At 63.4% G+C, this 13630-nt stretch carries 15 protein-coding genes; all 15 read left to right on the top strand.

Going from position 1 to position 13630, the window contains the following annotated elements; genetic code table 11:
- Positions 1 to 55 precede the first annotated feature (55 nt).
- The 15 genes from NP503_RS29400 (at position 56) to NP503_RS33475 (ending at position 13467) form a co-directional block, all read left to right on the top strand.
- Positions 56 to 1003: a carbohydrate ABC transporter permease gene (locus NP503_RS29400; protein WP_127269190.1), complete on the top strand. Its 948-nt coding sequence runs from the start codon at positions 56 to 58 to the stop codon at positions 1001 to 1003.
- Positions 1000 to 1950, top strand: a complete 951-nt coding sequence (locus tag NP503_RS29395) for a carbohydrate ABC transporter permease (RefSeq protein WP_013528079.1) — start codon at positions 1000 to 1002, stop codon at positions 1948 to 1950. The genes NP503_RS29400 and NP503_RS29395 overlap by 4 nt, the downstream gene beginning before the upstream one ends.
- On the top strand, positions 1947 to 2153 hold the full coding sequence (locus NP503_RS29390) for a hypothetical protein (RefSeq protein WP_127269191.1): 207 nt from the start codon (positions 1947 to 1949) through the stop codon (positions 2151 to 2153). Before NP503_RS29395 ends, NP503_RS29390 begins: the two co-directional genes overlap by 4 nt.
- A gap of 2 nt (positions 2154 to 2155) precedes the next feature.
- Entirely contained in the window at positions 2156 to 3268 is a 1113-nt protein-coding gene (locus NP503_RS29385; protein WP_127269192.1) for an ABC transporter ATP-binding protein, read from the top strand.
- On the top strand, positions 3261 to 4274 hold the full coding sequence (locus NP503_RS29380; protein ID WP_127272511.1) for an ABC transporter ATP-binding protein: 1014 nt from the start codon (positions 3261 to 3263) through the stop codon (positions 4272 to 4274). The genes NP503_RS29385 and NP503_RS29380 overlap by 8 nt, the downstream gene beginning before the upstream one ends.
- A gap of 55 nt (positions 4275 to 4329) precedes the next feature.
- Complete coding sequence (locus NP503_RS29375) at positions 4330 to 5973, top strand: dihydroxyacetone kinase subunit DhaK (RefSeq protein WP_127272512.1); 1644 nt, start codon at positions 4330 to 4332, stop codon at positions 5971 to 5973.
- A 72-nt stretch (positions 5974 to 6045) separates the two neighbouring features.
- Positions 6046 to 6648, top strand: coding sequence for a dihydroxyacetone kinase subunit DhaL (gene dhaL, locus NP503_RS29370; RefSeq protein WP_127272513.1), 603 nt, complete (start codon positions 6046 to 6048; stop codon positions 6646 to 6648).
- On the top strand, positions 6645 to 7034 hold the full coding sequence (dhaM, locus tag NP503_RS29365; protein ID WP_013528085.1) for a dihydroxyacetone kinase phosphoryl donor subunit DhaM: 390 nt from the start codon (positions 6645 to 6647) through the stop codon (positions 7032 to 7034). The genes dhaL and dhaM overlap by 4 nt, the downstream gene beginning before the upstream one ends.
- Before the next feature lie 21 nt (positions 7035 to 7055).
- Positions 7056 to 7358, top strand: a complete 303-nt coding sequence (locus NP503_RS29360) for an HPr family phosphocarrier protein (RefSeq protein ID WP_127271907.1) — start codon at positions 7056 to 7058, stop codon at positions 7356 to 7358.
- Positions 7342 to 8928: a phosphoenolpyruvate--protein phosphotransferase gene (gene ptsP, locus NP503_RS29355; RefSeq protein WP_127372960.1), complete on the top strand. Its 1587-nt coding sequence runs from the start codon at positions 7342 to 7344 to the stop codon at positions 8926 to 8928. Before NP503_RS29360 ends, ptsP begins: the two co-directional genes overlap by 17 nt.
- Before the next feature lie 11 nt (positions 8929 to 8939).
- The gene (locus tag NP503_RS29350) at positions 8940 to 9362 is read left to right on the top strand and encodes a hypothetical protein (protein WP_127271698.1); all 423 of its coding nucleotides are present in this window, start codon (positions 8940 to 8942) and stop codon (positions 9360 to 9362) included.
- Between the two features lie 93 nt (positions 9363 to 9455).
- Positions 9456 to 10442 (top strand): dihydroxyacetone kinase subunit DhaK, encoded by a 987-nt coding sequence (dhaK, locus tag NP503_RS29345; RefSeq protein WP_127272249.1) that lies wholly within the window; start codon positions 9456 to 9458, stop codon positions 10440 to 10442.
- A 63-nt stretch (positions 10443 to 10505) separates the two neighbouring features.
- Positions 10506 to 11531, top strand: coding sequence for a nucleotidyltransferase family protein (locus NP503_RS29340; RefSeq protein ID WP_127272248.1), 1026 nt, complete (start codon positions 10506 to 10508; stop codon positions 11529 to 11531).
- Positions 11532 to 11653: 122 nt separating this feature from the next.
- On the top strand, positions 11654 to 12511 hold the full coding sequence (locus NP503_RS29335) for a glycosyltransferase family 2 protein (protein WP_236383302.1): 858 nt from the start codon (positions 11654 to 11656) through the stop codon (positions 12509 to 12511).
- Entirely contained in the window at positions 12508 to 13467 is a 960-nt protein-coding gene (locus NP503_RS33475; protein ID WP_127269704.1) for a glycosyltransferase family 4 protein, read from the top strand. The genes NP503_RS29335 and NP503_RS33475 overlap by 4 nt, the downstream gene beginning before the upstream one ends.
- The last annotated feature ends 163 nt before the right edge of the window (positions 13468 to 13630 follow it).

Here is a 13630-nt window from a genome sequence, read left to right as displayed (position 1 = left end):
CAGTTCAGATAAATTCCATGACAGAGACGACCAAGTGACCGAAGCAGGACTCACCATGCTCAATCGGACCGCGGAGAACGTTGCCCAGGCGACTCCGGAGCCGTTGGCCCGCAAGGTCCGGGGCATCAGCGACAAGGGCCTCGCCTGGCTGTTCATCTCGCCGACGATCCTGTTGCTGCTGGCCATCAACATCTTTCCGCTGTTCTGGGCGATCTATCTGTCGTTCACCAACTACCGCGCCAACCGCCCGAACGAGGTGGTGAAGAACCTCGGCTTTGCCAACTACCAGCGCATCCTCGGCGACAAGGATATCTGGATCGCCATGCAGACGACGGCGCATTTCGTGTTCTGGACCATCCTGTTGCAGACGCTGATCGGCTTCACCCTGGCCTGGCTGATCGACAGGAAGTTCCGCGGCCACGCCTTCTGGACGACGCTGATCCTGGTGCCCATGATGCTGTCGCCGGCGGTGGTCGGTAATTTCTGGCGCTTCCTCTACGAGCCGCAGATCGGCCTGTTCGCCTACGCCATATCCTTCGTCACGAGGATCCCGCCGACCGATATCCAGATGCTCTCCAACGTGTCGCTGGCGCCCTGGTCGATCATCATCGTCGACACCTGGATGTGGACACCCTACGTGATGCTGATCTGCCTCGCGGGCCTGCGCTCCATCCCCGAATACATCTACGAGGCGGCCGAGGTCGACCGCGCCTCCAACTGGCGGCAATTCTGGTCGATCACGCTGCCGATGGCGCTGCCCTTCATCATGCTGGCTGTGCTGTTTCGCGGCATCGAGAACTTCAAGATGTTCGACATGGTCAATCTGTTGACCGGCGGCGGGCCGGGCTCGACCACCGAGGTCGCCTCGATCACGCTGAAAAGGCAGGCTTTCGAGAGCTGGCGCACCGGCTATTCCTCGGCCTTCGCAATCATTCTTTTCGTGGCGGTGTTCGGCCTCGCCAACATCTACGTCAAGGCGCTGAACAAGGTGAAGCAGAGATGAGCCTGACCACAGCCCATTCGGTCGTCGCACCGAGCAGCAACTCGAAACGGATCGCCGGCACGATCATCGTGCTTTACGCACTGATCTCGATCGTGCCGCTGCTGTGGATCTTCGCCACCAGCTTCAAGACGCCGCCGGATTCGATCGCCTATCCGCCCAAGATCCTGTTCCAGCCCAGCCTCGAAGGCTACTGCAATCTGTTCACGACGCGGACCCGTCAGACGCCGGAATACATCAACTCGCTGGGGCCGGCGACAGGCTTCTGCGACGAGACCACGCGCAAGCGCAACATGGTGATCGCCGGCCCGTCCAACTTCCTGCCGCGCTTCGTCAATTCGCTGATCATCGCCTTCGGCTCGACCTTCTGCGCCGTGTTCCTCGGCACGCTGTCGGCCTATGGCTTCTCGCGCTTCAAGGTGCCGCTCGCCGACGACCTTTTGTTCTTCATCCTGTCGACGCGCTTCATGCCGCCGATCGCCGTCGCCATTCCGATCTACCTGATGTACCGCGAGCTTGGCCTGTCGGACACCGCGCTCGGCATGATCCTGCTCTACACGGCCGTCAACGTGTCGCTGGCGGTGTGGCTGCTGAAAGGCTTCATCGACGAAATCCCGCGCGAGTACGAAGAGGCGGCGATGATCGACGGCTATACGCGGCTGCAGGCCTTCTGGCGCACCGTGCTGCCGCAAGCGACGACCGGCATTGCAGCGACCGCGATCTTCTGCCTGATCTTCGCCTGGAACGAGTACGCGTTCGCGGCACTCCTGACCTCGGGCACCGCGCAGACCGCGCCGCCCTTCATCCCGACCATCATCGGCGAAGGCGGCCAGGACTGGCCGGCGGTCGCGGCCGGCACGACGATCTTCCTGGTGCCGATCCTGGTCTTCACCATTCTGCTCCGCAAGCAATTGCTGCGCGGCATCACCTTCGGCGCGGTGCGTAAATGAGCATGACCAAGCCTGAGAAACGCAAATCGCGCTGGCCGGCCTGGGCCAGGCGCGGGCTGATGGAGAACATCGCCACGGCACTGATCGCCATCGGCTTCCTGATGCTGTTCCAGCCCTTCGCGCTGTCGCTCTACACCTACTCCTTCATCACCATGCTCGCCGGCACCGTGATGTTCATCATCGTCTCCAAGTTCCCGGAATAATCATGGCCGAAATCCGCGTCCAGCACCTGAGAAAGGCCTTCGGCGATTTCGTCGCCGTGCAGGATTCTAACTTCGTCGTCGAGGATGGCGAGTTCTTCGTCATGCTCGGGCCGTCGGGCTGCGGCAAGACGACGACGTTGCGCATGATCGCGGGGCTCGAATTGCCGACCGGCGGCCAGATCCTGCTCGGCGGCGACGACGTCACCATGCTGCGGGCCCGCGAGCGCGACATCGCTTTCGTCTTCCAGCTGTTCGCGCTCTATCCGCACATGAATGTGCGCAAGAACATCGGCTTCCCCTTGCTGGCGCAAGGCATGCCATCGCCCGAGATCCGCACCCGTGTCGAGGAAACGGCAAAACTGCTGCGCATCGATCATCTGCTCAACAAATCCGTCTCCGGACTTGCCGGTGGTGACCGCCAGCGGGTCGCGCTCGGCCGCGCCATCGTGCGGCGGCCGAAGTGCTTCCTGATGGATGAGCCGCTCGGCACGCTCGACACCGAATTCCGCGATTTGATGGTCCATGAACTGCGCGAACTGCACAACCGCATCCGTGCCACGACGGTCTATGTCACGCACGACCAGATGGAAGCGATGTCGATGGCCGACAAGATCGCGGTGATGAACCATGGCGTCATCGAACAGTTCGGAAGCCCACGCGAAATCTACGACCGCCCGGCAACCATGTTCGTCGCCGACTTCATCGGCTCCCCGCCGATGAATTTTCTGGGTTTTGGCGGCGGGCTGGCCAAAGGCGCCAGGGAGATCATCGTGCAAGGTGCGAAGGTCGCGGTGCCGGAGGTACGAGAGGACATCGCACCCAGCGACATGGCCCTTGGCATCCGCCCGGAGCACATACGCTTCGACGACGCCTCCAAGCTGCGCGGCGCCATCTATGGCACCGAATATCTCGGCACCACGCAGATCGTCGCGGTCGAAACGGCGGACGGTATCATCAAGGCACGCGTGCCGGCCGAAATCCGGCTCTCCACCGGCGACCATGTCGGCCTGACGCTGAGCAGCGCGCGCCTGTCGCTGTTCGAGAAGGGATCGGGCCGCGCGGTGAGAACCGCGATCCACGATGTCGCCTCGGAGCGGAGGGCCCAGCATGGCTGAGGTGCACATCAAGAACGTGACCAAGAGTTTCGGCGACCATGTCGCCGTCGACGGCCTCGACCTGCACATAGCAGATGGTGAATTCGTCGTGCTGCTCGGGCCGACCGGGGCCGGCAAGACAACGACGCTGCGGCTGATCGCCGGGCTGGAACGGCCGGATTCCGGCACGATCGAGATCGGCGGACACAATGCCACGACACTGTCGCCGGCTGAGCGCGACACGGCCTTCGTCTTCCAGCAATATTCGCTCTATCCGCATCTGTCGGTATTCGACAACCTCGCCTTCCCGCTGCGCTCGCCGGCGCGGAAAATGCCGGAGGACCAGATCCGCCGCCGGGTCGAGGAGGTGGCGAAGATGGTGCGCATCCATCACAAGCTCGCCAACCGCTCGACCAAACTTTCGGGCGGCGAAATGCAGCGCGTCGCCATCGGCCGCGCGCTGGTGCGCAAGCCCTCGATCTATCTGATGGACGAGCCGCTATCATCGCTCGACGCCAAGCTGCGCGGCGATCTCAGGCTCGAGCTGAAGCGCATCCAGACCGAGCTCGGCGCCACTATGCTCTACGTCACCCACGACCAGATCGAGGCGATGACGATGGCAGACCGCATCGGCATCCTCACCGAGGGCGTGCTGGTGCAGATCGGCTCGCCGCGCACCATCTATTCAGAGCCGGCAAACCTGCATGTCGCGGCAAGGCTCGGCCAGCCGGCGATCAATCTTCTGCCGACCGGACTGCTGCCTGACGGCGGTGCACCGGCCGGCACCAAGACGATCGGCGCGCGCACCGAGCATCTGACGATCGCGAAGGCCGCGAATGGTCACGCCGACGGCGTTGTCGACTGGGTCGAGCATCTCGGTGACCAGAACCATTTGCATGTGACGGTTGGCCCTAAGAAGCTGGTGACGCTGACGGACCCCGACACGGATTTGGCGCAGGGCGACAGAGTGGTGATCCGCTACCGGTCACCGCTGTATTTCGGCGCCGATGGACAGCGATTGATGTGAGCGGTTTTCGGTGATTCAGCACCGGTTTTGACTTTGCCAGTACGGGACGAATTCGATGAAGCACTTTTTCAATCGCAGGGAAACGATCGTCACCGAGGCGCTCGACGGTCTGTTACGGACCATCGGATCAGGCGATCTCGCGCGCCTCGACGGCTATCCCGAGATCAAGGTCATCCTGCGCGCCGACTGGGACAAGACGAAAGTCAGTGTCGTCTCCGGCGGCGGGGCCGGGCACGAGCCGTCCCATGCCGGCTTCGTCGGCAAAGGCATGCTGACGGCGGCGGTCTCAGGCGAGATCTTTGCCTCGCCAAGCGTCGAAGCCGTGCTGGCGGCCATCCGGGCGGTCACCGGTCCGGCCGGCTGCCTGCTGATCGTCAAGAACTACACCGGCGACCGCCTCAATTTCGGCCTGGCGGCCGAGAAGGCGCGCGCCGAAGGGTTTCGCGTCGAGATGGTGATCGTCGCCGACGACATCGCGCTGCCTGATATCACCCAGCCGCGCGGCGTTGCCGGCACCTTGTTCGTGCACAAGATCGCTGGTCATTTGTCGGAAGCCGGCCACGATCTGGCATTCGTCGCAACGGCCGCTCGCGCGGCGGCGAAGGATATCGTTTCGCTCGGCATGTCGCTGTCGTCCTGCTCGATCCCCGGCCAACCGCACGAAGACAGGTTTGGCGAGAATGATGGTGAGCTCGGCCTTGGCATTCATGGCGAGCCGGGCGTCGAAAGGATTGCGGTGCAGAGCGCCGACAGGCTGGTGGCGATCATGGTGGAGCGCCTCGCGGCACGGCTTGATCCCGAGGCCACCTACGCCTTGCTGATCAACAATCTCGGCTCCGTGCCGCCGCTCGAAATGTCTGTCGTCGCCAATGCGGTGCTTGCATCGCCGCTGGCCAAAACCATCAAGCTGACGATCGGCCCGGGCCCGCTGATGACGGCGCTCAACATGAACGGCTTCTCGCTGTCGCTGATCCGGCTGGATGCGGCGCGCGAAACCGCCTTGCAGGCGCCGGTCGGTCCGCACGCCTGGATGCCGGCAAAGCCGGTTGTTTCACCTGCCGTCGTGCCGATGGCGAAAGCGGCCGGACAGAGCGCGGCACGCAAGCCCAGCCAGGATGCGCGGACCCGCTCTCTTCTCGTCACCATCTGCGAACGGCTGATCGCGCTGGAAACCACGTTGAACGGGCTCGACGCCAAGACAGGCGACGGCGACACCGGCTCGACGGTGGCGACCGGCGCGCGCAGTGTTCTCGAGCGGCTTGATGCGCTGCCGCTTGCCGAGCCGGCGGCGACCCTTGGCGCGATAGGTGACATTCTGAGCGCGTCGATGGGCGGCTCCAGCGGCGTGCTGCTGTCGATCTTCTTCACCGCCGCAGCGCAAGCTCTGGAGAGCGGCGCGAGCTTAGCCAAGGCGCTGCTTGCCGGCCTCGACCGAATGACTTTCTATGGCGGGGCCAGGATGGGGGATCGCACCATGGTCGATGCCCTCGAGCCAGCCCTCAGAGCGCTCGATGCCAAGAGCGTGGACGAAGCGGCTGTGGCGGCTCGACGCGGTGCCGAAGCCACCTCCGCCATGGACAAAGCTAAGGCCGGACGGTCCGCCTATGTCGGCAGCAAATTGCAGGGTGTGGTCGACCCCGGCGCTCACGCGGTGGCCGAAGTCTTCGCGGCCGCCGCCGCACTGCACGAAGCGGCCTGATTCATGCTCCAGTTGTCGAATGATCGTTCTTTCGATACTGCCGGCAAGATAGAAACCGGAAATGCGGGTGACATGGCGGCGTTGAACCTTGCCAGGCTGATCGCGGCCGCTGCGGATACCATTGCCGCTCACGCCGAGGAGTTGACGGCGCTCGACCAGGCGATCGGCGACGGCGACCACGGGCTGAACATGAAGCGCGGCTTCGAGGCCGTGCGCGCGGAAGCCGAAGCATTTTCGGCCAAACCGCTGCCCGATGCCTTGAAGGCAATCGGCACCAAGCTGGTGATGACGGTCGGCGGCGCCTCCGGCCCGCTATTCGGCACCCTTTTCCTGGCACTCGGCAAGGAGATTTCAGCGGCGCCTGATCGCGCCAATCTGACGGCGGCGTTCGGCAAGGCGATCGAAGCGGTGGCAGCACGGGGCAAGTCGCAGGTTGGACAAAAAACCATGCTCGACGTGCTGCAGCCGGTGCATGACGCGTTGCTGCAGGGAAAGACGGCGCCGGAAATCGCAGGTATCGCCGGTGCGGCCGCCGAGGCGACCGTGCCGATGAAGGCCCGGCGCGGCCGTGCGTCGTTCCTTGGCGACCGGTCGATCGGCCACATGGATGCCGGTGCACGCTCGACCGCGCTTCTGGTGCGCACGATCGTCGAAACGCTGGAAGGTCAGCCATGAGCAATGTCGGCATCGTCATCGTTTCGCATTCGCCGCTGGTTGCCGAGGGCACGGCCGACATGGTGCGGCAGATGGTGGGCGACGAAGTGCCGCTTGCATGGTGCGGCGGAAACGGCCATGGCGGGCTCGGCACCAATGTCGAGGCGATCATGGGCGCCATCGACAAGGCCTGGTCGGAAGCCGGTGTCGCCATTCTGGTCGATCTCGGCGGTGCCGAGACCAACTCGGAAATGGCGGTGGAGATGATCGGCGAGCCACGCTCGCACAAGATCATCGTCTGCAACGCGCCGATCGTCGAAGGCGCGGTGATGGCGGCGACCGAGGCCTCCGGCGGCGCCTCGCTCCGGGAAGTGGTGGCGACGGCACATGAATTGTCGCCGTCGTGAGTGAACGGGAAGTTTGAAGACATGTCCGCATCCGCCGAAGCGACCGTTGTGATCACCCACGAGGTGGGCCTGCACGCGCGTCCTTCGGTGAAGTTCACCAAGCTGGCCAAGAGCTTTGCCGCCGAGGTGGAAATCGCGCTTGCCGCCAACGGCCCCTGGTTCGACGCCAAGAGCATCGTCAAGGTGATGGCGACCAAGGCGCCGAAGGGTACGCTGTTGCACATCAGGGCCAGCGGAGACGGCGCCAATGATGCCGTCGACGCGCTGGTCGAACTGGTGCGGCGCGATTTCGACGAAGGCGCGGACCATGCCCGAACCGCTTAGGCTGCAAGGTATTTCGGCTTCGGCCGGTTATGCCGAAGGGCCGCTGTTCGACCTCGACCAGACTGTCGGCTCCTATGTCGGCAAAGAAACAGCCGACGATGAGAAGGCCGCGCTCGAAGCCGCAATCGGCATCGCCACGGGCCGTCTCACTGCAATGATCGGGATGGCCGAGGGCGATGCCGCCGACATTCTCGAGTTTCAGATCGCCATGCTGCAAGACGATGCGCTGAGCAGCCCGGCCTTTGCCGCGATCCGCACCGGCCTGCCGGCCGACACGGCGTGGCGGCAGGCGCTTAACGCTGAAATCGCCGGCTACGATGCTTCGGAGCAGGATTATTTCCGCGCGCGCGCCGCCGACATCCGCGATATCAGGGACCAGGTGCTGCGGGCTCTGTCGGAGGTTGGCAACGTCGAGCCGCCCGCCGGCGCCATCCTCTATGGCGAGGATATCGCGCCGACGCGTTTTCTCGAAACCGACTGGAGCTGCGGCGGCGGCATCGCACTGAAGGCGGGCAGCACCGCCAGCCACGTCGCCATGCTGGCGCGCTCGCGCGGCGTGCCCATGGTGGTCGGGCTCGGTGATTCGCCGGCTCACCTTGCCGCCCTCGCCCTGCTCGACGCCGAACATGGCGGCATCGTGCTTTCGCCCTCGAAGGCCCAAATCGCTGCCTTTCGGCAATCCTCCTCATCATTCCGGGCGCGCCGCGATCGGGCCGGGACCTTCCTGGCGCGACCGGCGGTGACCAAGGCCGGCACGGCGGTGCGGATGCAGGTCAACATCGCCGACCCGTCCGAGGTCGACGGCATCGATATCGCCACCTGCGACGGGGTCGGGCTGATGCGCACCGAATTCCTGTTCGGCAAGACGCTGCCGGACGAGGGGACACAGTATCGCGCCTATCGCAAGGTGCTGGAATGGGCTGGTGAAAAACCGGTGACGATCCGCACCGTCGATGCCGGCGGCGACAAGCCGGTGCCCGGCTTCACCGTCGAGGAGAGCAATCCGTTCCTCGGCCTGCGCGGAATCAGGCTGTCGCTGGCAAGACCGGAGGTGTTTCGTGTACAGATCCGGGCACTGCTGCGCGCCGCGGTGCACGGCAATCTGAAAGTGATGTTTCCGATGATCGCCATTGTGGAGGAATACCGACAGGCAGCGGCGATGTTCGCCGAGGAGCAGACCGCACTTGCCGCGCGCGGCATCGCGAACAAGATGCCGCCGCTCGGTATCATGGTCGAGGTGCCGTCGGTGGCGATCGTGCCGGAAGCCTTTACCGAGGCCGCCTTCTTCTCGATCGGCTCCAACGACCTCACCCAATATGTCATGGCGGCCGCCCGCGATGACGCTGCCGTGGCACATCTCAATTCGGTCCGTCATCCGGCCGTGCTACGGCTGATCGCTGCCGTGACCGCGTTTGGCCAGCGGGAAAAAATCCCGGTCAGCCTGTGCGGCGATGCAGGCGGCGATCCCGCCTCGATCCCGTCACTGCTCAAGGCCGGCCTGCGCGATCTTTCCGTCGCTCCGGCGCAACTCGCCATGGCCAAGGCGGCCATCGCGGACGTTTCTGTCTAGGCGCGGCCGGCATGGTCGACAGGGCATCCGAACCCGGTTCCGAAGAGGCGATCCGCGCCTACAAGACGATCCTGTCGCAGGTCATCGACCAGCGCCCATCCGGCATGCGCCAGCGCCTGGCCGATGCGCTCGGCAAACACCGAAGCTTCGTCACCCAGATTTCCAGTCCTGCCTATTCGATCCCGATTCCGTCAAAACATTTGCCGGCTATATTTTCGGTGTGCCATTTCAGCCCGGCCGAGCGCGACCAGTTTCTCGCCGCCTACCATCAGGCGCATCCGGGAAAAATGTCGATCGCATCAGGCATGCGCAAGACGCGGCATGTCTCGCTGATCGTGCCGGATTTCGGCGACGACAAGCAGAACGCCGCGCTCGATAAGGCGGTGAACGATTTTATCCAGAAGATCACCAGCATCACCGGCAAGGGTGGCTGATCGAACTCTTTGTTTTACGCAATTCCGGACGGAAAACCGCGACACACTTTCCCTGGAATTGCTTTGGAAGGCCTATTTCGGGAGGAGACGGCCGTGAAGAAGTTTATCAATTCGGTGGACACGGCGCTGACCGAAAGCCTCGACGGCTTCGTCGCCGCCCATGCCGACATCCTCGTGCTCGGCGACGAGCACAAATTTGTCCGCCGCAAGACCTTGCGGCCGGGCAAGGTGGCGTTGATCTCCGGCGGAGGCTCCGGCCACGAGCCGCTGCATGGCGGCTTTGTCGGGCACGGTATGCTCGACGCCGCCTGCCCCGGCCAGGTGTTCACCTCGCCGACGCCGGACCAGATGCTGGCGGCGGCGGAGGCCGTCGACACCGGCGGCGGTTGCCTGTTCATCGTCAAGAACTATGAGGGCGACGTCATGAACTTCGACATGGCGGCCGAGATGTCTGAAGGCGTCCAGCAGATCGTGACCAATGACGATGTCGCCGTCGAGAATTCTTCCTATACGACGGGCCGGCGCGGCGTCGCCGGCACGCTGGTGGTGGAAAAGATCGTCGGAGCCGCTGCCGAACATGGCCTGGCACTGGCGCCGCTGAAGGCGCTGGGCGACGGCGTCAACGCTGCTACCCGCTCGATGGGCGTGGCGCTGACCAGCTGCACCGTACCGGCGGCGGGCAGGCCGACTTTCGACATCGGCGATGGCGAGATGGAATTCGGCGTCGGCATCCATGGCGAGCCCGGCCGCCGGCGCGACACGCTGAAAAGCGCCGATGCTATCGCGCAGGAGATCTGTGCCGCAATCCTGGGCGATCTCGGCGACCGGGCGAAGGGTCCAGCGCTGTTGTTCGTCAACGGTTTCGGCGGCACGCCGCTGATGGAACTCTACCTGATGTACAACAGCGCGCGGGCGATTTTCGAGAAGCATGGCGTGACGGTGGCCCGTTCGCTGGTCGGCTCCTATGTCACCTCGCTCGACATGGCCGGCTGCTCGATCACACTCACCATGCTCGACGATGAGACGACCGCATTCTGGGACGCGCCTGTACACACGGCGGCGCTACGCTGGGGCATGTAACCCTGGCTTCCACCCTGCTTTTCTGCGACATCTTTCCCTGCAATCGCAACATTGTCCAGGTTGATGCTGCCACCGCTTACCCCTGCCGAAGAAAAGCTGCTGCTGCGCTACGCAGATCCGGAGGCGCCGACTGTCGACGTCGATAATTTGCCGGCAAAGACGCTGATGTCGCTGCTCGACAACGCCGAATTCCATGGCGTCCTGCCGATCATGCTGCGCAAGCTCAGCGGGGACGCGCGGCTGCCAGCGGATGCGGACCTGCACGGCAAGCTGGAAAATCTGCGCCAGAAGGCAACGATCGCCACCGGCCAGTCTATGCTGTTGAAGTATCATGGCGACCGCATCATGAAGGGACTGGCGGCGGACAATATTCCGGCGCGGATCGTCAAGGGACCCGTCTTCGCGCGCAAGCTCTACCGCAACGTCGCCGACAGGCCGTTCACCGACATCGATATCCTGGTCGAACCCGCCAACCTGGCGCGGGCAAACCAGGTGATCACGGCATGCGGCTTCGAGCTTGGCAGCAACGAGGCCGAATCCTACGAATTGCAGGAATTCAAATGGCTCGAAAAGGAGAATTCCAGCCTGCTGGTCGAACTGCATGGCGACCTCGTGCATGACATCGGCATGCGGCGGCGCCTGTCGCTGGGTTTCCCTGAATTGCGCGCCATCGACGGCGACGCGACAGACACGCCGGCGGCTCTTCTCACGATCGCCATCGTGCACGCCGCCGGCGGCCATAAATTCCACCGGCTGCAGCTTTGCGTCGACGTGCTGCAGGGCGTGCGGGCGCTGCAATCACCCGAAGCGGAAGCACGCCTCTTCGACGCTGCCCGTACCACCGGCATCGAGCTCGAGTTGGCAATCGTGCTCGATGTGACCGGCCGGTTGTTCGACGAAAGCCGCGCGCTCGAACTCGCCGGCCGCATCAAACCCGATCTCTCCATACGGCTGGCCAGGCGGTTGATCACCACGAATACGCTGCTCGGCGTCAATTCCAGGGATAAGCTTGGTTCGCGCCTACGCCGCGACGCCTTCCGCTGGATCCAACGGCTGGCCAGGGCGAGAGCAATTCCAGGAAAAGTGTGAGACGTTCTCTCCCGGAAAAGCGTCGCGCCATCACCTCAGGTCGGAAAGTGATGGCGCTCTTGGCTTGGCCGCTTTGAGTCTTTAGCCTGCGTCGGGAAGCACACGACGAAGGATTGAGGAATTTGGCCGATCTCAATACCCACATTGCGAATGCTGCGCGTGATCGGAGTTCCCCGCGAGTCGTCGCGGTCCTTACGACACGGAACGAAGAACGGTTCGTCGCCGGATGTCTCGAGAACCTCTTTCGTCAAGGCGTACAGGTCTACATCTGCGACAATCAGTCGACGGACCGAACGCTTGAGATTGCCCAGCGCTACTGCGGAGCCGGATTGATAGGATTCGAAACCATCCCGCATAACGGCTGGTATTGCTGGGAGCACCTTCTTCGTCGCAAAGAGGAACTGTTTCAGTCGCTCGAAGCAGACTGGTTCATGCATGTTGACGCTGACGAGATCCACCTTCCGCCGACTTCGTACTCATCGTTGGTCTCCGCCATTGCGGCAGCCGACGCACTCGGCTTCAATGCGATCGAATCTTCCGAGTTTACGTTCATTCCTACCAGAGAAGCTCCCGATCACGACAATCCCGATTATCAACACACGCTGCGCACCTACTACCCGTTCCGGCCAACCTCCCCACACTGCGTCCGTGCCTACAAGAAACAGGACGGCCCCATGGAGATTGCGTGGTCAGGCGGCCATCTCGTACGGTTCGCGGGTCCGGTGAGGCTTTACTCCGAGCGTTTTCGCATGAAGCACTATCTGTTCCTTAGCGCAGAGCACGCCGCATGCAAGTATGCTGGCCGCCGGTTTCTGAGCGAAGAGGTCATTGGTCGTGGCTGGCACGGATGGCGACCCCGCTTGCGATCAGAGGATATTCTGCTGCCGGACGCCAGCCAGGTGCGCGCCAGCGCGACGGACGACGATCTGGACGAGGCCAATCCATGGTCGGCGCACTGGCTTGAGCGGTACGCCTCGTGAATGAGGTACACCTCCCCCGCGTCCTGGCGATCGCGGATCGACCCGGCTGGGCGATTGATCGCAAGACCCAAAATCTCCGGCGCGTGCTGGAAAGAAGGTTCGAGATCGTCCAACGATTTCAACATGATGTGACTGAGTCGGACGTGAACACGGCGGACATCGTGCTCATCTTCTATTGGCTCCAGATCTCGAAGCTGCCCCTGCCGGAATCGGCCCTCGCCAGGCGGTCTGACAGGCTGCTCATCGGGATCTGCAGCCACAGAGAGCTGGAGGGCGAATTCCGCGAGCCCGGGCTCGCCGCCCTGCACCGGCTGGCGCGCGCTGTCTTTGTCAACAATCGGCAGCTCGAGCACGAATACGGTCCTCTACTGCGTGTTCCGGTCCACTACACGCCCAATGGAGTCGACACGACGTTCTTTTGTCCCGCACAAGAGCCACAACCCGGTTCTGGCGAGCTCCGTGTCGGATGGGCGGGAAGTCTCGGCAACCATGGTCCAGCACATCGCGGCTTCCACGACGTCATCGAGCCCGCGGTAGCGGCCGTGCCGGGCGCGCGCCTACTGACGGCGATTCGCGAGCAACGCTGGCGTAGCCATGACGAGATGCCCGGCTTCTATCGGGATCTCGACGTTTATGTCTGCGCCAGCCTCAGCGAAGGCACTCCCAATCCTTGCTTGGAGGCGGCGGCGTGCGGTGTCCCTTTGGTGACCACCCGTGTGGGAAACATGCCCGAGCTGATTCGGGATGGCGACAACGGGCTGTTCTTCGATGGAACTGCGGAGGGGCTTGCGAACAAGCTAGCCTTGTTGCGGGACACGCCATCGCTCCGGTCGAGGATGGCCGCCCGCATGATCGAGACGATCCAAGAGTGGGATTGGGGCGTGCAGGCGGAGAACTACGCGCGCATGTTTGCCTCGTTGCTTACTGCGGGCGGAGCTGTCGGGCCCATGAGATGAGCGGCTTCGGGTGTGCCCTGCCAAACCTGACCTTTGTAGCGCCATTCGAGTTTTCCCGGACCCTTGCTCTTCCGTACCTCGCGCAGCAAGGATAACGAGGCGGCGCTGCGCTGAAATCGTTGTTTTTGCGCAAAACTGCGAAGTAGAAGCACTCCGAAACACG

It is taken from the genome of Mesorhizobium sp. SEMIA396 (genome assembly GCF_024518615.1).
Taxonomy (GTDB): Bacteria; Pseudomonadota; Alphaproteobacteria; order Rhizobiales; family Rhizobiaceae; genus Mesorhizobium.
The sequence above is the reverse complement of the archived record's forward strand: the minus strand, read 5'-3'. Positions and strand labels throughout refer to the sequence as shown.